Here is a 20,021-nt window from a genome sequence, read left to right on the forward strand (position 1 = left end):
TCGGTCCGAAAGCCTCGCAAGCGCCACGCAGAGCAATTGTTGATCGCGAACGCGTCGCGATCCGTATACAGCTGTACCCGATTTCAGCGTGGTTTCACCAGTGGGAACGGCAGCGTCTCCCGGATGCTGCGTCCGGTGATCAACATGACCACCCGGTCGACGCCCATTCCGAGCCCACCGGTGGGCGGCATCGCGTGTTCGAGCGCGGCCAGGAAATCCTCGTCGAGTTCCATCGCCTCCGGATCGCCGCCGGCGGCCAGCATCGACTGCTCGGTGAGCCTGCGGCGTTGTTCCACCGGGTCGGTGAGTTCGCTGTAGGCCGTGCCCAATTCGACGCCCCAGGCCACCAGGTCCCAGCGCTCGGTCACCCCCTCGATGCTGCGGTGCGAGCGGGTGAGCGGGGAGACCGAGGTGGGGAAGTCCAGGTAGAAGGTGGGGTAGGTGGTTTGCGATTCCACCAGGTGCTCGTACATCTCCAGCACCACTTGCCCCGCGTCCCAGCCGTGTTGGTAGGCCACGCCCGCCTCGTCGCACAGTTCGCGCAGCCGGGCCAGTTCGGTGCGCGGGGTCACCTCGGTGCCGATCGCCTCGGAGACCGCGCCGTGCACGGTCTTGACCCGCCACTCGCCCGAGATGTCGACGGTGTCGAAGCCGCCGTCGTCGTTGGGCCGCAACGCCACCTCGGCGCCGTTGGCGGCCATCGCCGCGTGCTGGATCAGCCTGCGGCACAGGTGCATCATCTGCTGGTAATCGCTGTGCGCCTCATAGGCTTCCAGGATCGTGAACTCGGGATTGTGGCTGAAGTCGACGCCTTCGTTGCGGAAGGTCCGGCCGATCTCGAACACCTTCTCCATGCCGCCGACACACAGCCGTTTGAGGTAGAGCTCGGGGGCGATGCGCAGGTACAGGTCGAGGTCGTAGGCGTTGATGTGGGTGCGGAACGGCGTGGCGTTGGCGCCGCCGTGCACCTGTTGCAGGATCGGCGTCTCCACCTCGAGAAAGCCCCAGACATAGAGCGAATCGCGCAGGGAATGCAGGACCGCGCTGCGCTTGGCCATCACCTCACGGGTCTCGGGGTTGATCGCCATGTCCACATAGCGCTGCCGGACCTTGGCTTCCTGATCGGCGAGCCCGCGCCACTTGTCGGGCAGCGGATGCAGGCATTTGCCGTTCATCCGCCAGTCCTGCGCGAGCAGTGACAGCTCACCGTTGCGGCTGGTGCCGATCTGCCCGCTCACCTCGATGAGATCGCCCAGGTCGAAGAATTCGGTGAACTCGTTGCTGCGATCGGCGCCGACCCGTTCGCGATCGATCACCAGCTGGATCTCGCCGGTCCAATCGCGGACCAGCGCGAAGATCACGCCGCCGTAGTCGCGAATCCGCAAGAGCCTGCCCGCGATACGCACGGTGGTGCCCTTGGGGCAGCGTCTGGCCTCGGCGATGTCGTGGGTCGGCGGGTAGGCGACCGGATAGGCATCGATGCCGGAAGCCGTGAGCCGGTCGAGTTTGTCCAGGCGCACCCGCACCTGTTCGGGCCTGCGTGGACCCTGTTCGGTGTCGGCGCCCTCCGGTGCGTCCGGTGCGCTGCCGTCGGCGTGCAGGCCGGTGACCGTCGCGGGGACCGCCGCCTTCGTGCCGGTGTGCACGCCCGCGTCGGGTGCCTTGCCGATGCGCGGCAGGAACCCTTCGGCCAGCCCGCTCGCCGTGGCCACCCGCGGCAGCTGCCTGCGTTCCTCGAACAGGAAGAACCGCGGCACCCAGCGCGGGTGGTACTTCACATTCGACCGGTACAGCGCCTCGAGCTGCCACCAGCGCGAGAAGAACAGCAGCACTGCGCGCCAGGCCCGCAGGATCGGACCGGCGCCGATCCGGCCGCCCTCCTCGAACACCGAACGGAACACCGCGAAGTTCAGCGATACCTTGGTGATGCCGTACTGGTCGGAGTTCAGGGCGAGCTGGGAGATCATCAGCTCCATCACGCCGTTCGGGCTCTGCGGGTCGCGCCGCATCAGTTCGAGCGAGACGCCGGTGCGCCCCCACGGGACCAGCGAGAGCATGCCGTGCACGCGGTCGTCGTGGTCCACAGCTTCGACCAGCAGGCAGTCGCCGTCGAGTGGGTCGCCGAGGCGGCCCAGCGCCATCGAGAAGCCGCGCTCGGTCTCGGTGTCGCGCCAGGCGTCCGCCCGCGCGAGGATCTCGGCGAATTCGGCGGCGGGGATGTCGCGGTGCCTGCGGATCCGCACCTCGAGGCCGTTCTTGCGCAACCGGTTCGCGGCCTGACGCACCTGCTTCATCTCCGGGCCCGCCAGCGAGAACGTGCGGGTGTCGAGGATCGCCTCGTCGCCCAGTCGCAGCGCCGACAGGCCGGCCCTGCGGTAGGCGGTGGCGCCGAGTTCGCTCGCGCCCATCACCGCCGGTTGCCAGCCGAACCGGTCGGCCTGCTCCAGCCATGCCTGAATCGCCGGTGGCCAGGCTTGTTTCGGGCCGATCGGGTCGCCACTGGCCAGGCACACACCCAGCTCGACGCGATAGGTGATCGCCGCCTTGCCGTTCGGCGCGAACACCACCGCCTTGTCGCGGCGGGTCGCGAAGTAGCCCAGCGAGTCCTCGACGTCGCTGCTCGCGAGCAGCCCGCGGATCGCCGACTCGTCCAGCGCGGTCATCGCGTTGTCGGCGCGCTGCGAGCGCAGCAGGACGATCACCGCCGCCAGCAGCGCGATCGCGCCGAACAGGCCGAGCAGGAAGTTCACCCAGGCTCGCGGATGCCCGTCGAAATGCTCGTTGTTCACCAGCACGGCGGCGGTGACCCGATACACCGCCCACAGCGGACGCTGCGCGCCCGCGGGCAGCGAACCGGGGAACAGTTCGACCAGACCCCAGCCGAGCAGGCAGCCGAGCGCGAGCCCGGACACCAGCACGCCCAGCGCCTTCCACAGCGCGCCGGGCCGAACCCGGGTGTAGAACTCCTTACGCGCGGCCACCAGTATCGCGATGACCACCGCATGCACGATGAAGGCGACCAGCGCGTCCACATCGTCGTCGGCGAAGAAGTCCAGGATGTTGGCCACCGCGTACAGCAGCAGGTACACGACCAGCAGCCACCAGGCGATCCGCTTGCGGGCCGCGGTCGCCCCGGCGAGCAAACCGACGATCAACGCCCACACGAGGCTGGTGTCGGGGGCATCGAAGTAGTAGGTGTCCACGTAGTGCCGCGGCACCTGCGTGAGGGTCCGCAGGCTGGGCGAGACACTCCACAGAAACAGCAGCACCGCGAACACACCGAGGATCAATCCGGCGATGTGCGGTACCTCGGACAACGTGCCGTGTGCGCGATGGGGCACCGGCGTGCGGTCCTCGACGACGGGGTGCTGCTCGGCCTTCGTGGAAGTCACCGATCCAGTGTGCGTCCAATCGAGCCGGATCCGGGTGGCGGTGGCTGCGGCGTGTTCGTCACCGCCCGCGATGCCGGGGCCGGTGGTGACCGGTTTCGCGCGACGGGGTAAGTATTAGCGCATGTCGGAACCAGTTGATGTGCCGATCGATGACGTTGTCATCCGGCTCGGGCAATTCCTGAAACTGGCCAACCTGATCGATTCGGGTTCCGAGGCCAAGACGGTGATCGCGCAGGGTTTGGTGCGCGTCAACGACGAAGTGGAGTTGCGTCGCGGCAGGCAACTACAGATCGGCGACGTGGTGATCCTCGCCGGAAACAAGGCACGGGTGTCCGAGGGCTGACCCTCGAACACCCGCGTCGTCGTCAGTCTTCGGCGCGAACGACCACACCGTCGGAGTCGCTGTAGAGCATCTCGCCCGGCACGAAGGTGATGCCGCCGAACTCGACGGGCACGTCCTGCTCACCGCTGCCGGTCTGGGTGCTCTTGCGCGGGTTGGTGCCCAGCGCCTTCACCCCGATGTCGAGGGTGCGCAGGATCGCGGAGTCGCGCACGGCGCCGTTGACGATCACCCCGGCCCAGCCGTTGTCCACGCCACGGCCGGCGATGATGTCGCCCACCAGTGCGGTGTGCACGCTCGCGCCGCCGTCGACGACGAGCACCTTGCCCTCGCCCGGCTCGCTCAGCGTCTGCTTGACCAGCAGGTTGTCCTGGAAGCAGCGGATCGTGGTGATCCGGCCCGCGAATTCGGCGCGGCCGCCGAACTGGATGAACTGCGTATCGCAGCTACGGATCTCGGGGCCGATCTCGTCGGCCAGATCGGCGGTGGCCACAACATTCGCTGATTCGGTCATGGATCAGATTGTGTCAGGCCCGCCGGGCGGCGCCATTCGTAGGCTCTCAGACCTGCTCGCGGTGTGATTTCTCGATCTCGCGGATGAGCGCGTCGGTGGTGTGCTGAATCGCGATCTTCACGAACGGCTCGATCGTCTTGGCGAGGACCTTGCCCGCGAGGCCGCCGCCGACGGAGAAGTCGATGTCGGCGTCCACCGTGCAGGCGATCTCGCCCTTGGGGATGAACCTGAAGGTCGTGACGATCTCGATGCCCTTGATCGACTTGGTGGCGATCAACCGGCCTTCCTCCCAGCCGACGACCTCGATGCGCGAGGTCAGCGACGCGGGGCCGAGCTTCATCTTCCCGTCGAACGTCGCGCCGAGGCCGTCGGTCTGCGCGGTGAGAGGTGTGAAGGATTCGATGCCGTACCAGAACTTCGGCAGATTGCGGTAGTCGTTCATGAACGCGAACGCCGCTTCGGCGGGCGCGGCGCAATCTTCGGCGATCCTCACTTCGGTCATAGCGGTCACTCTAATCGGTGGCATCGACGTCGAACGGCACTCGGCGCCGAACGTGATCGAGGTGACTACGCGGTCACCGCCAGCGTCGCTGCCAGGCCGAATGCCACCGCCATCACCAGCACCTCGGCCGCCGCGTTGCGCAGGGACACCTCGGCGGTGACGCGGTGGTCGGCGGCCCGGCGGACCCACGTTCGACGCCACCACCAGCCCAGCGCGACGAGGACACCCAGCAGGAGGATCTTCGCGAGCAGGATCCGTCCGTAGCCGCTGCTCAGCAGCGGGGCGACGCCGCCGAGCCGGACCAGGCCGTTGATCAGGCCGGTGAGCGCGACGACGGCGACCAGCGGCGCGGCGAACCTGGAGTAGGGCGGCAGGGTCGCGGCCCACTCGCCCCGGGTGCGCAGGACCAGGACCATCGCGAGCAGCAGGCCGAGCCACAGGGCGGCGGCCAGCGCGTGGACCGCGGCCAGTACCGAACCGAACATCTGCTGGGACATGTGCCCGGTGATCGGGCGCAGCGACAGCGCGACCGCGGCGAACACGAGGACCAGATCCGCCGAGGCGGTGTCAGGTCCGCGGAAGGCCAGGGCCGAGTAGCAGGCGATCGCGCCGGTGCAGAACAGGATGGCGATCCCGATCTGGCCGCCGCTGAGCCTGCCGAGGAAGGTGATGAAATCGCCCGCGTCGAGCTGGGTCACGCGGACGCCGACGATCTCGGCGGCCTCGCACACCAGCACGGTGAACTCGGCGGCGAACCAGACACCGGCCAGCGCGGCCAATGGTCGCCAGGTAACCGCCAGCCGGTCGTTGAGCCGGGGCAGCGCGGCGAGGCCGATCACGACCGCGCCGACGCCATCGGCGAGCACGCGCGCGAACGCCACCCACGCGAACCCGCCGGAGCTGCGCAGTATCCAGGCCAGCACCACCCCCAGCAGAGCGGCGACCACGACCGGCACCAGGACACGCCACTGCCGCAGCACGGCACCGGGCACCCGGCGACCGGTCGTCATCGCCGACTACTTCTTGCGGCCGGAGCGGCCGCCGAGCAACGCCACCGCGAGGCCCGCGCCGAACAGCACCACGCCACCGGCGATGAACACCCACACGGGCACCCCGCCGTCGCCGCCGTCGTCGGCGTTGTCCTCACCCGGGCGCGCGCCGGGCGTGCCGGTGCCCGCCTTGCTCAGCGTGAAAGTCCTTGTGCCGCTCACGGGATGACCGTCGGCCGAGGTGACCCGGAACGCGATCGTGTACTCGCCGACCGGTCCCAGCTCACCCAGTTCCACACTGACACTGCGTCCTTCGACCAGTGCCTTGCCCTTCGACCACAGCCTGCCATCCGGTCCGACCACGGTCAGCGACGGAAAGTTCTGCTGTAGTTCCTCATTGAAGGTGACGCTTGCCCGCGCCGGTCCGGCCTCGACGGTCGAACCGTTCTCGGGCACGCTGCTCACCGCGCCGGAATGCGCACTCGCCGTGCCTGCCGCCGCGAAAGCGCAGGCGAACAGCACCGCGAGCAGGCCGACGAGCATCTTGCGCATCACGAGGACCGCCGGGAGCGGAAGACCAGGCCGAGGCCGAGTGCGGCGGCGAACAGGCTCAGCGCCAGGCCGATGCCGCCCATCCAGCGGGCCACGGAGTCGGTCTCCGAGTCGGCGGTTTCGCCCGAAGCGACGTGGTGATCACCGCCCTCGGCGGCGCCGTTCGCGGTCAGCGTGAGCGACGGCGCGGGCTTCTCCGGCTCGGCGCCACCGGTGCTCGGCTGGTCCCAGGCCACGACCTTGCCGTCGCTGTAGGTCTGCAGGGCCGGGAAGCTCACGGTGTCCTGCTTGGGCAGCGGGCCGAGCGAGAGCACGAATCGCTGGAACTGGCCGGGGCCGACGCCGGGGTTGCCCGGATCAGCGGTCCACGCGACGGCGACCGTTTCGCCCTTGTCATTGCGCTCGATCTTCGATGTCCAACCCGGCATCGGTTCGGACCGAATACTTTTCAGGTTCGGCACGGTGACGCGCAGCGCGGTGGTGGACGCGGTCTCGGATTCGGTTGGCACCTTGAAGGTGGCGACGGTGTAGCCGCCCTGGGCGGCGCCCGGAGCGTCGACGGTCACATGGGCGGCCGCCGAGCCGCAGGCGGCGAGCACCAGACCGGTCGCGAGAGCGACGGTGCCGGTGCCACGGGTGATGAAGTTGTGCATGGAATGCCTTGTCGTCCGAAGAATTCTGAGGTGGTCGCGAATCAGGCGAACGACGGCGGTGCGCGCGGACATCGCGCACCCCTCGGACGAGCACCGCGCGCGACGGCGACCGTGGCGAACCAGCGAGCAGCGCGGCGGACGAGGACGGCGGGACCGCGGAGCACGGCCCGAACCACGCTCGACGCGACGAGATACAGCCGCTCGGCAACGAGAATCAGTGCGGCACAGGCGAATGCCGCGACACAGTGCGCGACGATCATCGGTGTGCTCGGCAGATGCGGCAATCCGCGGTGGTGGTCCACGGAAGCCGCCAGCGCGACATGCCCCGCCCATTGACCGGCGAGCAGCACCGTGGCCATTCGCATCGTCGCGGAGGAGCCGGCCCCCTTCGCCCGAGCACTCACCCGGGAGGTGACCGGCTTTTCGGCGCCGACCCATGAGCCGCCACCGGCGAATACTCCGGCCACCAGCGAAACAACCAGCAGCAGCGCGATTTCCGTCGACCGCGGCACCCCGCCACCGCCGATCCCGTGCGCGGCGATCGCCAGCCCGCCCACGAGTACGCCGCAGCCACCACCGCGTAAGCGGGAGGTGAGCTGCGGCGTTGTCACGGCAGGATCAGCGCACGCCGAGGCGGGCGAGCACGTCGTTCTCGAGCACGGACAGCTCGGCCGAGATCGACGAGTGCACGGCCTTGCGACGCGCGGCGGGCATCTGCTCGGCCGTGCGCACGGCCACGTTCAGGTCGGCCATCCGCGAGCGGGCGGCTTCGACGAACTTCGTGGTGTCGGCATCGCCCGCCTTGTCGGCGGCGATCTTGTCGAGGGCTTCCTCGGTGTTGGTGATGCGGGCCTGCAGCCGCGCACCGTGCCCGCTGAACTCGCTCAGCTGGTCCATGCCGATACCGAGCTGCTGGGCCTTGCGCGCGTCGAGCTGCCCGCGCACCATCGTCGCGCCGCGATAGGCCAGCGGGGCGAGTACGGGGATCAGTACCCGGGCCACGCCGATGTACTTGCGGATCTGGCTCGCGCTGAACAGTTCGCGATCGGCCTTGGCGGCCGCCTTCTGCGCGGCTTTCTCCTCGGCCTGCAGGGTCGCGATCTGCGCCTTGGCCACCTTGTCGGCCGTGCGTGCCTGCGCCTTGGCCGTGCGCCGGTTGACGCGCTCGCCCGCCTTGGCCGCCTTGCGCTCGTTCTTGGCGCTCAGCTTTGCCTCCACCGCGGCTTTGTGCTTGAGTGCTTTCGCCTCAGCGCGTCGGCTCGGCCGCCGCTTCCGCTTGCTGAACAACCCCATGGGATCAGGCCCTCCGTCATGCTCGCCAAGTCATGAGGCAGGACCGCTCCAAGCGGCCTGCCGTTCTTCGTAGCGTAGTGGGAGCAGGGTAGCGATTGGGCATTGTGTCGGGGGTAAGGCCCATACTGCTTGCGTGCGTGCAGCCGAGGACGACTTCGACGGTGGGCCGGAGCGTAGCCCGGTCCCCGCTTCCGCTGCGGATTTCCGCACCGCCTTCCTGGACGCGCGTTCACTGATCGGATGTAGGCATCGCCTGCGGCTCGACGCCGAGAATCCGGCCGTGCTCGCCGAGGTCCGTGAGGATCCGGGCGTGCAGCAGCGCCGCGATGCCGCCACCGCCCATCGCACCAAAGTCCGCGACGAGCTGGTCGCGGCCGCCCCCGCCGACTGGGTGGTGATCGACCCGGAACTGCGTGGCGCCGCCAAGGCCGCGGCGACGATGGCCGCCATCGAGGCGGGCGCCCCGCGCATCTGGGGCGGGCTGCTGCCCCAGGAGGCCGATACCGGTCGACGCGGCGGTGCCGAAATCCTGCTGCGCGACGACGATCGTGGCGGCTATATCCCGATCATCGTGGTCAACCACAAGGTCACCGACCCGCGCAGGCCCGACCCGGCCGATTTCCACCCGCTGACCTCGGACCTTTTCCGCTGGCAGCCCCGCCGCGACAAGCATGTGAAACTGCGCCCGCAGCCGCGCGACCAGCAGCGACTGGCCCACCTGTACCGCATGTTGCAGCGCTACGGAATGGCCAGCCCCGCCCTGATCGGCGGCGCGATCGGCCTGGTCAGCGACCGCATCCTGGTGCACGATCTGACGAACGTGCTGGCCGACTACGACCGGCGCTACGCCGACCGCATCGCGGTGGTGCGCGGCGAACTGCCGACCCAGCCGTCGAAGGTGCCCGAGTGCAGGCAGTGCCCGTGGTGGTTGCGCGGGCCCGAGGCGCAGCGACCGGCGGGCCCGGAGGCGGTAGCGGAGCGTGACCACGCAGGGCCCTCGGGAGCGCAGCAGTCAGGCACAGCCGAACCCAGTTGTGAGGCGACGCTGGCGCGGATGCGGGATGTGAGCCTGGTCGCGCCGGGCTCGCGCGCCGATGTGCTGCGCCTGCACGGCATCGAGACGGTCGACGAACTGGCCGCCTGGGAGGGCGAGGACCCCGACGACTGGCAGCACGGCCCGTTCGCCGAAACCGTCGTCACCGCCCGCGCCTGGATCGACGGTGCCCCGCTGGTGCGCCGGTTCGAGCAGGTCAGCGTGCGTCGTGCCGATGTGGAGATCGACGTCGACCTGGAGAGTTACCAGGAAGACGGCGCCTACCTGTGGGGCACTCTGCTCGACGACGTCTACCGCCCGTTCGTCACCTGGGATCCGCTGCCCACCGAGGACGAGGGCCGCTCGTTCGGCGAGTTCTGGACCTGGCTGATGGAGCGGCGTACCGAAGCTCACGCCCAGGGCAAAACCTTTGCGGCCTACTGCTATTCGCGAACCGCCGAGGACAAGTGGCTCTACGAATCGGCCCGCCGGTTCGCCGGCCGCCCCGGTGTGCCGACCCAGGAGCAAGTGCGCGCGTTCGTCGACTCCAAGGAATGGGTCGACATGTTCCAGGCCGTCACCGAGCAGTTCATCTGCCCGAACGGCAAGGGACTCAAGAAGATCGCGCCGGTCGCCGGATTCGGCTGGCGTGATCCGGAGGCGGGCGGTGAGGCATCGATGGGCTGGTATCGCCGCGCCGTCGGCTACGACGACGCCGTCGACATGTCCCAGCGCACCCGCCTGTTCGTCTACAACGAAGACGATGTCCGCGCCACCCAGGTGCTGCGCGATTGGATGTCGAAGCGGGCCGTAGACGAGGTTCCCTCACTGGCCGATTTCGGACGGTAATACCATCGGGGGCGTGACTGAGCAGCACGGCGAAACCCTCGAGTTCCAGGCCGAGACCCACCAGCTCCTCGAGCTGATGATCCACTCGGTCTACTCCAACAAAGACACCTTCCTGCGGGAGCTGATCTCGAACGCCTCCGACGCGTTGGACAAGCTCAAACTTGCCGCTTACCAGGACAAAGACCTGGGCGCCGACACCTCCGACCTGCACATCGAGCTGGAGGTCGACCAGGACAAGCGGGTCCTGACCGTCCGCGACAACGGCATCGGCATGTCCCGCGCCGAAGTGATCGACCTGATCGGCACCCTCGCCAAATCCGGCACCGCCGACCTGCGCCGCAAGCTGACCGAGGCCAAGTCCGACGCCGCCGCCGAGGAGCTGATCGGCCAGTTCGGCATCGGCTTCTACTCCACCTTCATGGTCGCCGACAAGGTCGTCCTCACCACCCGCAAGGCGGGCGAGACCGAAGGCACCCGCTGGGAAGCCGCCGCGGGCAGCTCCACCTACTCCATCGACACCGTCGCCGACGCCCCGCAGGGCACCTCGGTGACCCTCGAGCTCAAGCCCGCCGACGAAGACGATCACCTCTTCGATTACACGCAGGAATGGAAGCTGCGCGAGATCGTCCGCAAGTACTCCGACTTCATCGCCTGGCCGATCCGCATGCAGGTCGAGCGCACGGTGACCGAGGGCGAGGGCGAGGACAAGGTCGAGAAGACCATCGTCGAGGACCAGATCCTCAACTCGCAGAAGGCGTTGTGGACGCGGCCGCGCAGCGAGGTGAGCGACGAGGAGTACAAGGAGTTCTACCACCACGTCAGCCACGCCTGGGACGAGCCGCTCGAGATCATCCCGATGAAGGCCGAGGGCACCTTCGAATACCAGGCGCTGCTGTTCATTCCGTCGATCGCGCCGTTCGACCTGTTCACCCGTGAGCACAAGCGCGGGGTGCAGCTCTACGTGCGTCGCGTGTTCATCATGGACAACTGCGAAGAACTCATGCCGGAGTACCTGCGCTTCGTCAAGGGCGTCGTCGACGCCCAGGACCTTTCGCTCAATGTCTCGCGCGAGATCCTGCAGCAGGACCGCCAGATCCAGATGATCCGCAAGCGCCTGGTGAAGAAGGTGCTCTCCACAGTCAAGGACTTGCAGGGCGCCGAGGATCAGACCAGGTACCAGACGTTCTGGGCGCAGTTCGGCCGAGTCCTCAAGGAGGGCTTGCTCTCCGATACCGACAACCGCGAAACCCTGCTCACCGTCTCGTCTTTCGCCTCCACCGCCTCGGAGTCCGAGCTCACCACGCTCGCGCACTATGTGGAGCGGATGAAGGACGGCCAGGACTCGATCTTCTACATGACCGGCGAAAGCCGTGCGCAGGTGGAGAATTCGCCGCACCTGGAAGCCTTCACGGCCAAGGGTCGCGAGGTGCTGATCCTGACCGACCCGGTCGACGAGATGTGGGTCGGTTCGGTGCCGGAGTTCCAGGGCAAGACCTTCCAGTCCATCGCCAAGGGCGAGGTCGACCTGGAGACCGAGGACGAGAAGAAGGAAACCGAAGCCCTGCGCGAGCAGCAGGACAAGGACTTCGGCGACCTGCTCACCTGGCTGGGCGGCACGCTGACCGAGGTCGCCAAGGAGGTTCGCCTCACCAACCGCCTCACCACCTCACCCGCCTGCCTGGTCGGTGACGTCTACGACTTCACCCCCATGCTCGAGCGCATGTACCGGGCCTCGGGTCAGGCGCTGCCGGAGTCCAAGCGCATCCTCGAGCTCAACCCGACCCACCCCCTGGTGACGGGTCTGCGCGACGCCTACGACGCCCGCAAGTCCGACGCGGACGAAGGCAAGGTTCCCGAACTCGCCGAAACCGCCGAGCTCCTCTACGGCACAGCGGTTCTCGCCGAAGGCGGCGAACTCAAAGATCCCGCCCGCTTCGCCCAGTTGCTGACCGAGCGCCTGACCCGCACGGTCTGAGAACAACGGACCTTCCCGCCTCCCCGCGACCGGCGAAAGTCGCGGGGAGGCGCAACAGTTCACCAGCAATTCCGGTGCTGACCGGTCACATCAGGTCCACCATGGAGTGATGGTTGGGCACGAAATTCGTCGCGCGAGACCCGGCGACTACGACAGCATCATCGGTGTGGTCGACAATTGGTGGGGTAGAGCCGCCGTCCACAACCTCCCCCGGATGTTCCTCGACCACTTCCATCGCACCAGCCTGATCGCCTCCGACGGCAACGGAATCTCCGGTTTCCTGGTGGGTTTCGGCTCGCCCTCCGACCCCCGCACCGCCTACATCCACTTCGTCGCCGTTCGCCCCGACGCCCGCAAAGCCGGCCTGGGCAGAACCCTCTACGAAGCGTTCTTCACCATCGCACGCTCCGACAACCGCACCACCGTCACCGCGATCACCTCGCCCGCCAACTTCACCTCGATCGACTTCCACCGCAGCCTCGGCTTCGCGGTCGCCGGCCCCGTCCCCGACTACAACGGCCCCGGCCGGGCCCTGATCACCTTCACCCGCCCGGTATGAATGTTGTTATGTCAGAACAGTTGTCCTCCGTTGTTCGCCCGTGGGACCTCGTCGCCGAGGGATACGCCGAGACCGGTGCGACCGTGCTCGCGCCCTTCGCCGCGCACGCACTCGAATATGTCACTCTCAGCTCGGAATCGGAGATCGTCGACATCGCGGCGGGTACCGGATTGCTGAGCATCGCCGCCGCCGAGCTCGGCGCCCGCGTACACGCCATCGATCTCTCGCCGTCGATGATCGAACAGCTGGTCGCGGCGGCCGCCGACCAGCCCACGGTCACCGCGCAGGTCGGTGACGGACAGGCCCTGCCCTACGAGGACAACCGATTCGACGCGGGCTTCTCCCTGTTCGGCCTGATGTTCTTCCCCGACCGGCCCGCGGGTTTCGCCGAACTGCGCCGTGTCCTGCGCCCCGGCGGCACCGCGGTGGTCGCGGCCTGGGCGCCCGCGGCCGAATCCTCCCTCATGCGAGCGCTGTTCGGCGCGCTGACCGCGGCGGACCCCACGGCCACACTCCCGCAACCGGATTCGCGCAGCCTCGAGAATCCCAGAGTGTTCGGCGCGGAGATGCGCGCGGCGGGCCTGCTCGACGTGCAAATCGAGCAGCACACCGCCGAGCTGAGCTACCCGGACGCCACCGCCCTGTGGGAATCCCTGACCCGCAGCAGCGCGCCGCTGGCCGTCGTGCGAGACGAAGTGGGCGAGCAGGAATGGCAGCGCCGCAGCGAAGCGGCCATCGCCCACCTCACGGTCACCTACCGCCCGAACACCCCGCTGCGCACCACCGCCCTCTTCGGCATCGGCACCGCGCCCTGAGACGCCGACGGCGCCCTGCCCGGGTGGGCAGAGCGCCGTGTGGATATGCCGCGTGACTAGCGCGGGGCCATGCGCAGCGCGCCATCCATGCGGATGGTCTCGCCGTTGAGGTAGTCGTGGGACGCGATGTACTCCACCAGCTGGGCGTACTCGTCGGGGCGGCCGAGGCGCGACGGGAACGGGACCCCGGCTTCGAGGCCCGCGCGGTACTCGGGGGTCACGCCGGCGAGCATCGGGGTATCGATGATGCCGGGGGCGATGGTGTTGACGCGGATGCCGAACTGGGCGAGGTCGCGCGCGGCGGGGACGGTCATGCCGTGGACGCCGCCCTTGGACGCGGAGTAGGCGATCTGACCGACCTGGCCCTCGAAGGCCGCGACCGAGGCGGTGTTGATGACCACGCCGCGCTGGCCGTACTCGTCGACCGGTTCGGTCTTGGCGATGGCGTCGGCGGCCAGGCGCATCACGTTGAACGTGCCGAGCAGGTTCACGGTGATGACGGTGCGGAACAGCTCCAGGTCGTGCGGGCCGTTCTTGGACAGGATGCGACCCGCCCAGCCGACACCGGCACAGTTCACCACGATGCGCAGCGGCGCCGGGCCCTCGGTGATCTGGGCGATCGCGGCGGCGACCTCGTCACCGCTGGTCACGTCAGCCGCGATCAAGGTGACGCCGGCGGGGACGTTGTCGCCCGCGCGCTCGATGGACGCGGGAACATCAAGCCCGAACACAGTGGCGCCCGCGTCGGCCAGGCGCTTGGCGGTGGCGGCGCCGAGGCCGGACGCGCCTCCCGTCACGATGGCAGCGGAACCCGAAATCTCCACGACAAATCCTCCTGTATTGAATGGCGGCTTATTGTGCCGCTTGCCAATAGTGGCACCCTAGCGTGGATCGGGTGTGGTCTGGAACACGCATCCGTAGTGCTGGGGAAATCGTCGTGAACACGGGTGTTTGCCGGTGGTAGCGTGCCGTCATGAGATCGTTCGCCGGTCCTTCGGTGGCCGGACGCAAGGTCCTGATCACCGGGGCCGCTCGTGGGATCGGTGCCGCGCTCGCTCGCAGGCTGGCCGCGCACGGGGCCCACGTCGCCTTGCTCGGGCTGGAGCCGGAACTGCTCGCGGAAGTGGCCGCGGAGTGCGGCGATGTGCCGTGGCGGTATTGCGATGTGGCCGATCGGGGGCAGGTCGAGCGGGTGGTCGAGGTGCTGGTCGCCGAACTCGGCGGGCTCGATGTGCTGGTGGCCAACGCGGGCGTCGCCAAGCAGATGGCGATGATCGGCGGGGATCCGTCGGTGCTGGAGGAAACCCTCGCGGTGAACGTGCTCGGGGTCGCCTACACGGTGTCGGCGGCGGGTGCGCATCTTTCGCATCCGGGCGGGTATGTGCTGATGATGTCGTCGATATCCACCGCCGTGCAGTTGCCGCTCGGCGGGGCCTACAGCGCCTCGGCGGCGGCGGTCGCCTCGCTCGGCGCCACGCTGCGCGCGGAACTGCGGTCGACCGGGGCCAAGGTGGGGGTCAGCTATTTCGCCGGAATCGACACCGACATGACGGTGCGTGGCTTCGGAACGGCCGCCGCGCACACGGTGCTGGGGGAGACCAGCCTCACCGGGAGCTCACCCGTCGGACCCGCGGTGGAAGCGCTGGAACGAGCCATCGCCCGGCGACGCAAGACCGTTGTCTCCCCCTGGTGGGTAGCGTTGGTCCGGCCGTTCCGGCCGCTGGCCCAACTGGTGGTGCAGCGCGTGCAGGGCGATCGCCTGGCCCGCGCCATCGACATCGCCCGCACCGAGGACGTCCCCTTCACCACCGAACAGCCGGCCCGGCCCCGCAGAATGGAACGGCAACCATGAGCGATTCGACCCTGCGCCAACAACTTCCGCGTGGCCGCCACCACCTGTCGCGCGAAGAAGTCATCGCCTCTCAGCGTGAGCGCATTCTCGTCGCGATGGGGGAGGCGATGACCGTGGGCGGCTATGTGGGCACGCCGGTCGCGGCGGTACTCAAGCGCGCCGGGGTTTCACGGGAAACGTTCTACGAGCTGTTCCGGTCGAAAGAGGACTGCTTCAGCGCGGCCTTCGACCGGGTGTCGAGCGCGCTGGCCGAGAAGCTCCAGACGGTGATCGCCGACTGCGCAGGCACCGACGCACTCACCAGAATGGACCGCATCCTCACCGCCTACTTCGAGCACATGATCGACGACCCGGCCTCGGCGCGACTGTTCCTCGTGGAGGTCTACGCGGTCGGCCCGTCGGCCATCGAGGCGCGGATGGCCCTGCAGCATCGATTCGTCGAGGTGGTCTCCACCATGCTCGGCGCCGAATCCGAAGACCAGCGATTCGCCTGCGCGACCCTGGCCGCCGCGATCGGCGCCATGGTCACCGGCCGCATCGCCGCCGACGATCCGGAAAGCCTGCGCGCCATCAAAGACCAGCTGATCGCCCTGGCCCGCCGCTCCGGCACCCTCTACGGCAACGCCTTCGCCTAGCTCCGGATCGAGGGTTCGGACTCGGCGAGCTCGCTCGCCCGCGTCGCGGACAGCCCGCGCCTGCGCCACACCAGGACGCCGAGGCCGAGCAGCGCGGGGGCGATCAACGCGACGCCCGCCGAACCCCAACCGCTGAGCGCGGGCACGAACGCGTCGAGGACGGTTTTGCCCGCGAAGAACAGGAACAGCAGGCCCGAGGCGATGGCGATACCGCGTTCGGGGAGGTGCTTACCCGCGAACTTGCCGACCAGGATCGCCAGTCCGCCCGCGGCGACCATGCCGGCGACCGAGCCGATCCAGACGGCCAGCCAGTTGTTGTTGGAGGCGAGAGCGGCGGCGGCGAACATGGTGCGGTCGCCGAGTTCGGCGAGGGTGAAGGCGGAGATGACCACCAGGAAGGCGTTGCGGGCGCTCGGCGGCTCCGGAGCTTCTTCGGAGTCGTTGTCGCCGCTCAGCGCATCGCGCAAGGTCCACAGGCCGACCACCAGCAGGGTGAGCGCGGTGACGACGGCGATGGCGTTCGCGGGGAGGGCGGTGCCGAGGAAGTGGCCGACGCCCGCGGCGATGAGATTCACGGCCACACTGGCGACGCTGATGCCTGCCAGCACCACCCACCAGCGGTAGCGCAGCGAGAAGGTCAGCGCCATGAGTTGCGATTTGTCGCCGAGTTCGGCGAGGAACAGCACGCCGAAGCTCAGCAGGATCGTGGCGATCATGAAGTCAGCTCCCAGGAAAATACTCCGGCCTGCGGCTGAGAGACGGGTGCGCCTTCAGCCACACCGGTCGACGGATCGGTTCGTGGCCGAAGGTCTCGCCCACCGGTGGTCACCGGTTCACTCAGCCGGACCGCGCCGAATTCGGCGGCGATCAGTATGTCGACTGAGCGATTGCGGGCTACTCCCCTTCGCTGTCCACCACTCTAGCCCGGTTGCTCCTGGTATGCCAAGTCCTGGTAATCCAAATCTCAATGGGCGCAATAAGTTTGGGTGTGCGGCGGTGATAGTTCGGTTTCCCTGATTTCGGTGGCATGCAGACCCGTTGCCAGACATTCGCCCGCCCGTCGCGGGCGAAAGATTCAGGCCGCCAGCAGCATTGCCAGCACCGCGGTATCGGGATCGCTGATCAGATCCATCCCGACCCGGCTCACCAGCGAGGTGATCGTGCCGTCGAGTTCGGCCTCGGCCCATGCCGCGCGATGCTCCAAACCGAGGTGCGGCACGCCGGGCAGCAGCACGCAGCCCGAGGCCGCGCCCGCGCATTCGGGCAGCGATGGCCGGGTCTCCGACGGCGGATGCAGCATCAGCAGCGCGGGCGGGGTGTGCGCGGCGAACCGGCCGGGTTCGATCGCCTGGTCCCCGAGTATCGGTCCCTCCGCCATCACCAGGCCCACCGTGCCCGGTTCCGGGTCGTCGGGTAGCTCCTCGCGCACCCCGAACACCGTGCTGGTCACCAGCAAGCCGGGCATCGACGCCACCCGGACGGCCAGCACCAGCACCTGCGCCCATTCCTTGGTGGTATCCGGCCACCGCCCCGACACCACGAACCCGCTCAATCGTCCACGCGCCTGAAACGGCGTGATCCCGATCGGACCCTGTGTATTCATGATGGCCTCCCGACTACCGGGGGCGACTGTGCCCGTATGACAGGAATAACCCCAAACCCGTCTGGCACACAAGTACCAATGAGTGCCAGATCGGGCAATCCACGCAAAAGACCTCCCAGTCAATGACCGGAAGGTCTTTCGCGTAACGCCTGATTTCGCAAGAACATGGGTAACTCGTCGGGCACGCCCAGAAGCCTGGGGCACACGACCGCGAGTCCGGTCAAGAACCCGAGGAGCTACCTACGACCGGCAAAATACGCGGAGAGGCGGACTAGCCGAAGATCAGGCCCTTGCCCTGGCCGACGGCCCGGGCGAAGCGGTCCTGCACGTCAGCCCAGTTGACGACGTTCCAGAACGCCGTCACGTAGTCGGCCTTGACGTTCTTGTACTGCAGGTAGAAGGCGTGCTCCCACATGTCCACCTGCAGCAGCGGGATGATGCCGGTGGGCACGTTGGCCTGCTGGTCGTACAGCTGGAAGGTCAGCAGCTTCTGGCCGAGGGTGTCGTAACCCAGGACGGCCCAGCCGGAGCCCTGCAGACCGTTGGCGGCAGCGGTGAACTGCGCGCGGAACTTGTCGAACGAACCGAACTGGTCGGCGATGGCCGCGGCCAGGTCGCCGTCCGGCTGGTCGCCGCCGTTGGGGGAGAGGTTCTTCCACCAGACGGAGTGGTTGTAGTGGCCACCGAGGTGGAAGGCCAGGTTCTTCTCCAGCAGCAGGATGGCAGCCAGGTCGCCGGACTCACGGGCTTCCTCGAGCTGCTCGAGTGCCTTGTTCGCGCCTGCGACGTAGGCGGCGTGGTGCTTGGTGTAGTGGATCTCGTTGATCTCACCGGAGATGTGAGGCTCCAGTGCGCCGAAGTCGTAATCCAGTTCCGGCAGCGTGTAGACGGCCACGATGTCCCTTTCCGTGTGTCGGGCTGTGTGCGCCCAGTTCGGACGACAACACCAACCATCATTCGTACACCCGCCCCGTGCAACCCGCGAATTGTGCCCCCGATTCCCTCAGCCTGAATGTTTTCTGAAGGGGCTCGCCCTGATCTGGACCGAGCGGAGGGTGCGACGAAGGAGTACCCGGAGGGAGGGAAGATCAGGGGCCCGACGGGCCCCGCTCGAGCGCGCCAGCGCTCCAAAACTACAGCGGCGGTGCGATGTCGGGTTTGGTGGTGGTCCTGGCGTCGCCGGTGGCGTGCGCGTCCCACCAGCGCCGACCACCGTCGATGAACTCGTTCATCGGAATCTCGCGCCCCGTGGTGTCGGTGACGGAGATCTTGTCGAACCACACGCGGACGTCGAGTTCGCGCGGGTCGATGCCTTCTTCCTGGGAGAACTCGATGACGTGCGCGGCGATGCGCTGATCGAGCACTGTGTCGAAGCTGAGCAACTCGCTCCACAGTGTCCAGCCGCTGTCGTCGAGGTCGATGAACTCCCAGCCGTGCAGCCCGCCGCCGCCGAAGCTCTCGATGGCCTCGTCGAGCTGGTCGAGGCTCAGGGGAAGCACACGGGCGTCGACATCGTCCCAGCGCTGGATGCGCAGGGAGGCCGCGACGCGGGTGACTCCGGTGAAGGTGAGCAGAACTTTCGCGTCGATCGGCGCGGGTCCATCCGTGGGTAGCGTCAGCACCTCCAGAGCGAGTTGCAGCCGGCCCGCCGCGGCATCCACTTCTACCCCTAGACACGTGGATTCGGACAAAGCGGTATTCAAGCCGTTGATGTCGAAACTGTCGAGTAGCCCCCTGCTCACGTTCATGCGCCCAGGCTACCGATCTGGCCGCCCAGATCCCAGGATTTAAGATTTTCTCTAGTGTTCTCGTTTTTATGGAACCGAATCGGCCCCGCTTGCGTCCAAGTAGATGTCGGGACAGAACACACTCCACGAATCCCGACGTCAGCGGCGAACGACCGCTCCGGGATGACATGGAGGGGAGTCCCGGATCGGTCGTTCCCGGCTGGTTACACCCGGCTGTCGACGTCGTCGGCAGCCGGTTCCCGTTGATCGTGTGCTGACCGATAGCTGAGGCCCCCGCAACACCTCGTCCTCGCCCAGGCGCGCCCGGCAACGCGCCTGGCATGGCAGGATCGAGGCGTGACGAGCTCCGATGTCCCCACCGTGCCGGTGGGTGCGGTACCCGCCGCGTTCGACCGCGCGGACCCGGCGCCGGGCGCGCAGCTGCTCGACGTGCGCGAACCCGACGAATGGAACCTCGGGCACGCGCCGGGCGCGATCCACATCCCGATGGTCGACGTGCCCGCCCGCCTCGACGAGCTCGATATCGACGCCGAGCTCTACGTCGTGTGCCGACAGGGCGGCCGGTCCATCGAGGTCGTCCGGTATCTCGCCCACATCGGGTACGAGGCGGTCAACGTCGCGGGGGGCATGGTGGCCTGGCAGCAGACCGGCCGCCCGGTGGTCGCCGACGGCGACCACGAAGCCAAGATCTACTAGTCCGGAAGCGGGGTGCGCGGG

Annotated in this window: 21 protein-coding genes; 8 read left to right on the forward strand and 13 right to left on the reverse strand. The window is 68.0% G+C overall.

Annotated elements, in window-relative coordinates; all coding sequences use genetic code 11:
- Positions 1-83: 83 nt before the first annotated feature.
- A complete protein-coding gene (gene lysX / locus ACFWFP_RS18690; protein WP_379296574.1) occupies positions 84-3,392 on the reverse strand; it encodes a bifunctional lysylphosphatidylglycerol synthetase/lysine--tRNA ligase LysX in 3,309 nt (1,102 codons plus the stop codon).
- A 121-nt stretch (positions 3,393-3,513) separates the two neighbouring features.
- On the opposite strand from lysX, the gene ACFWFP_RS18695 reads away from it, so the two are divergent.
- Positions 3,514-3,735 (forward strand): RNA-binding S4 domain-containing protein, encoded by a 222-nt coding sequence (locus ACFWFP_RS18695; protein ID WP_379296576.1) that lies wholly within the window; start codon positions 3,514-3,516, stop codon positions 3,733-3,735.
- 22 nt (positions 3,736-3,757) lie between these two features.
- Here the strand turns inward: ACFWFP_RS18695 and rraA are convergent, their stop codons facing one another.
- The 7 genes from rraA to ACFWFP_RS18730 all read right to left on the reverse strand — a co-directional run bounded on the left by rraA (position 3,758) and on the right by ACFWFP_RS18730 (position 8,235).
- The gene (gene rraA, locus ACFWFP_RS18700) at positions 3,758-4,246 is read right to left on the reverse strand and encodes a ribonuclease E activity regulator RraA (protein ID WP_056822505.1); all 489 of its coding nucleotides are present in this window, start codon (positions 4,244-4,246) and stop codon (positions 3,758-3,760) included.
- 46 nt (positions 4,247-4,292) lie between these two features.
- Positions 4,293-4,748, reverse strand: a complete 456-nt coding sequence (locus tag ACFWFP_RS18705) for an SRPBCC family protein (protein WP_379296578.1) — start codon at positions 4,746-4,748, stop codon at positions 4,293-4,295.
- 65 nt (positions 4,749-4,813) lie between these two features.
- The gene (locus ACFWFP_RS18710) at positions 4,814-5,758 is read right to left on the reverse strand and encodes a CopD family protein (protein WP_379296580.1); all 945 of its coding nucleotides are present in this window, start codon (positions 5,756-5,758) and stop codon (positions 4,814-4,816) included.
- 6 nt (positions 5,759-5,764) lie between these two features.
- On the reverse strand, positions 5,765-6,289 hold the full coding sequence (locus ACFWFP_RS18715; RefSeq protein ID WP_379296582.1) for a copper resistance protein CopC: 525 nt from the start codon (positions 6,287-6,289) through the stop codon (positions 5,765-5,767).
- Positions 6,289-6,942: a YcnI family protein gene (locus ACFWFP_RS18720; RefSeq protein WP_379296584.1), complete on the reverse strand. Its 654-nt coding sequence runs from the start codon at positions 6,940-6,942 to the stop codon at positions 6,289-6,291. Before ACFWFP_RS18720 ends, ACFWFP_RS18715 begins: the two co-directional genes overlap by 1 nt.
- A 41-nt stretch (positions 6,943-6,983) precedes the next feature.
- Positions 6,984-7,553 (reverse strand): hypothetical protein, encoded by a 570-nt coding sequence (locus tag ACFWFP_RS18725; protein ID WP_379296586.1) that lies wholly within the window; start codon positions 7,551-7,553, stop codon positions 6,984-6,986.
- A 7-nt stretch (positions 7,554-7,560) separates the two neighbouring features.
- Positions 7,561-8,235, reverse strand: coding sequence for a DUF6474 family protein (locus tag ACFWFP_RS18730; RefSeq protein ID WP_379296588.1), 675 nt, complete (start codon positions 8,233-8,235; stop codon positions 7,561-7,563).
- A gap of 133 nt (positions 8,236-8,368) precedes the next feature.
- Here ACFWFP_RS18730 and ACFWFP_RS18735 point away from each other — a divergent pair, with 133 nt between their 5' ends.
- The 4 genes from ACFWFP_RS18735 (at position 8,369) to ACFWFP_RS18750 (ending at position 13,466) form a co-directional block, all read left to right on the forward strand.
- The gene (locus tag ACFWFP_RS18735; RefSeq protein WP_379296590.1) at positions 8,369-10,117 is read left to right on the forward strand and encodes a TM0106 family RecB-like putative nuclease; all 1,749 of its coding nucleotides are present in this window, start codon (positions 8,369-8,371) and stop codon (positions 10,115-10,117) included.
- Between the two features lie 13 nt (positions 10,118-10,130).
- Entirely contained in the window at positions 10,131-12,092 is a 1,962-nt protein-coding gene (gene htpG, locus ACFWFP_RS18740; protein ID WP_379296592.1) for a molecular chaperone HtpG, read from the forward strand.
- 109 nt (positions 12,093-12,201) lie between these two features.
- Positions 12,202-12,651 carry a GNAT family N-acetyltransferase gene (locus ACFWFP_RS18745; RefSeq protein WP_379296594.1) on the forward strand — a complete coding sequence of 150 codons (450 nt, stop codon included), beginning with the start codon at positions 12,202-12,204 and terminating at the stop codon, positions 12,649-12,651.
- 8 nt (positions 12,652-12,659) lie between these two features.
- A complete protein-coding gene (locus ACFWFP_RS18750) occupies positions 12,660-13,466 on the forward strand; it encodes a class I SAM-dependent methyltransferase (protein ID WP_379296596.1) in 807 nt (268 codons plus the stop codon).
- 56 nt (positions 13,467-13,522) lie between these two features.
- Here ACFWFP_RS18750 and ACFWFP_RS18755 read toward each other — a convergent pair whose 3' ends face one another.
- Positions 13,523-14,290 (reverse strand): SDR family NAD(P)-dependent oxidoreductase, encoded by a 768-nt coding sequence (locus tag ACFWFP_RS18755; protein ID WP_379222154.1) that lies wholly within the window; start codon positions 14,288-14,290, stop codon positions 13,523-13,525.
- 149 nt (positions 14,291-14,439) lie between these two features.
- On the opposite strand from ACFWFP_RS18755, the gene ACFWFP_RS18760 reads away from it, so the two are divergent.
- Positions 14,440-15,318 (forward strand): SDR family NAD(P)-dependent oxidoreductase, encoded by an 879-nt coding sequence (locus ACFWFP_RS18760; RefSeq protein WP_379296598.1) that lies wholly within the window; start codon positions 14,440-14,442, stop codon positions 15,316-15,318.
- On the forward strand, positions 15,315-15,953 hold the full coding sequence (locus tag ACFWFP_RS18765; protein ID WP_379296600.1) for a TetR/AcrR family transcriptional regulator: 639 nt from the start codon (positions 15,315-15,317) through the stop codon (positions 15,951-15,953). Before ACFWFP_RS18760 ends, ACFWFP_RS18765 begins: the two co-directional genes overlap by 4 nt.
- On the opposite strand, the gene ACFWFP_RS18770 is transcribed toward ACFWFP_RS18765, so the two are convergent.
- From ACFWFP_RS18770 to ACFWFP_RS18785, 4 genes are all read right to left on the reverse strand, one after another.
- Positions 15,950-16,669: a TMEM165/GDT1 family protein gene (locus ACFWFP_RS18770; protein ID WP_379296602.1), complete on the reverse strand. Its 720-nt coding sequence runs from the start codon at positions 16,667-16,669 to the stop codon at positions 15,950-15,952. The genes ACFWFP_RS18765 and ACFWFP_RS18770 overlap by 4 nt on opposite strands.
- A gap of 359 nt (positions 16,670-17,028) precedes the next feature.
- A complete protein-coding gene (locus ACFWFP_RS18775) occupies positions 17,029-17,556 on the reverse strand; it encodes a peptidase (protein ID WP_379296604.1) in 528 nt (175 codons plus the stop codon).
- Between the two features lie 271 nt (positions 17,557-17,827).
- Entirely contained in the window at positions 17,828-18,451 is a 624-nt protein-coding gene (locus ACFWFP_RS18780; RefSeq protein ID WP_194825332.1) for a superoxide dismutase, read from the reverse strand.
- A gap of 238 nt (positions 18,452-18,689) precedes the next feature.
- The gene (locus tag ACFWFP_RS18785) at positions 18,690-19,304 is read right to left on the reverse strand and encodes a hypothetical protein (RefSeq protein ID WP_379296606.1); all 615 of its coding nucleotides are present in this window, start codon (positions 19,302-19,304) and stop codon (positions 18,690-18,692) included.
- A 336-nt stretch (positions 19,305-19,640) separates the two neighbouring features.
- Between ACFWFP_RS18785 and ACFWFP_RS18790 the strand changes: the two genes are divergently transcribed.
- Positions 19,641-20,000, forward strand: a complete 360-nt coding sequence (locus ACFWFP_RS18790) for a rhodanese-like domain-containing protein (protein ID WP_379296608.1) — start codon at positions 19,641-19,643, stop codon at positions 19,998-20,000.
- Positions 20,001-20,021: the final 21 nt, after the last annotated feature.

It is taken from the genome of Nocardia sp. NPDC060249, from assembly GCF_042728755.1.
In the GTDB taxonomy this organism is placed as follows: Bacteria; Actinomycetota; Actinomycetes; order Mycobacteriales; family Mycobacteriaceae; genus Nocardia.

Bases quoted from the DNA above. Each gene is read 5' to 3' on its own strand.
- ACFWFP_RS18770 (WP_379296602.1), bottom strand. From the start codon at position 16,669: ATGATCGCCACGATCCTGCTGAGCTTCGGCGTGCTGTTCCTCGCCGAA.
- ACFWFP_RS18715 (WP_379296582.1), bottom strand. From the start codon at position 6,289: ATGCGCAAGATGCTCGTCGGCCTGCTCGCGGTGCTGTTCGCCTGCGCT.
- ACFWFP_RS18775 (WP_379296604.1), bottom strand. From the start codon at position 17,556: ATGAATACACAGGGTCCGATCGGGATCACGCCGTTTCAGGCGCGTGGA.
- ACFWFP_RS18750 (WP_379296596.1), top strand. From the start codon at position 12,660: ATGTCAGAACAGTTGTCCTCCGTTGTTCGCCCGTGGGACCTCGTCGCC.
- ACFWFP_RS18760 (WP_379296598.1), top strand. From the start codon at position 14,440: ATGAGATCGTTCGCCGGTCCTTCGGTGGCCGGACGCAAGGTCCTGATC.
- ACFWFP_RS18765 (WP_379296600.1), top strand. From the start codon at position 15,315: ATGAGCGATTCGACCCTGCGCCAACAACTTCCGCGTGGCCGCCACCAC.
- ACFWFP_RS18705 (WP_379296578.1), bottom strand. From the start codon at position 4,748: ATGACCGAAGTGAGGATCGCCGAAGATTGCGCCGCGCCCGCCGAAGCG.
- ACFWFP_RS18720 (WP_379296584.1), bottom strand. From the start codon at position 6,942: ATGCACAACTTCATCACCCGTGGCACCGGCACCGTCGCTCTCGCGACC.
- ACFWFP_RS18695 (WP_379296576.1), top strand. From the start codon at position 3,514: ATGTCGGAACCAGTTGATGTGCCGATCGATGACGTTGTCATCCGGCTC.
- ACFWFP_RS18710 (WP_379296580.1), bottom strand. From the start codon at position 5,758: ATGACGACCGGTCGCCGGGTGCCCGGTGCCGTGCTGCGGCAGTGGCGT.
- rraA (WP_056822505.1), bottom strand. From the start codon at position 4,246: ATGACCGAATCAGCGAATGTTGTGGCCACCGCCGATCTGGCCGACGAG.
- ACFWFP_RS18745 (WP_379296594.1), top strand. From the start codon at position 12,202: ATGGTTGGGCACGAAATTCGTCGCGCGAGACCCGGCGACTACGACAGC.
- ACFWFP_RS18730 (WP_379296588.1), bottom strand. From the start codon at position 8,235: ATGGGGTTGTTCAGCAAGCGGAAGCGGCGGCCGAGCCGACGCGCTGAG.
- ACFWFP_RS18785 (WP_379296606.1), bottom strand. From the start codon at position 19,304: ATGAACGTGAGCAGGGGGCTACTCGACAGTTTCGACATCAACGGCTTG.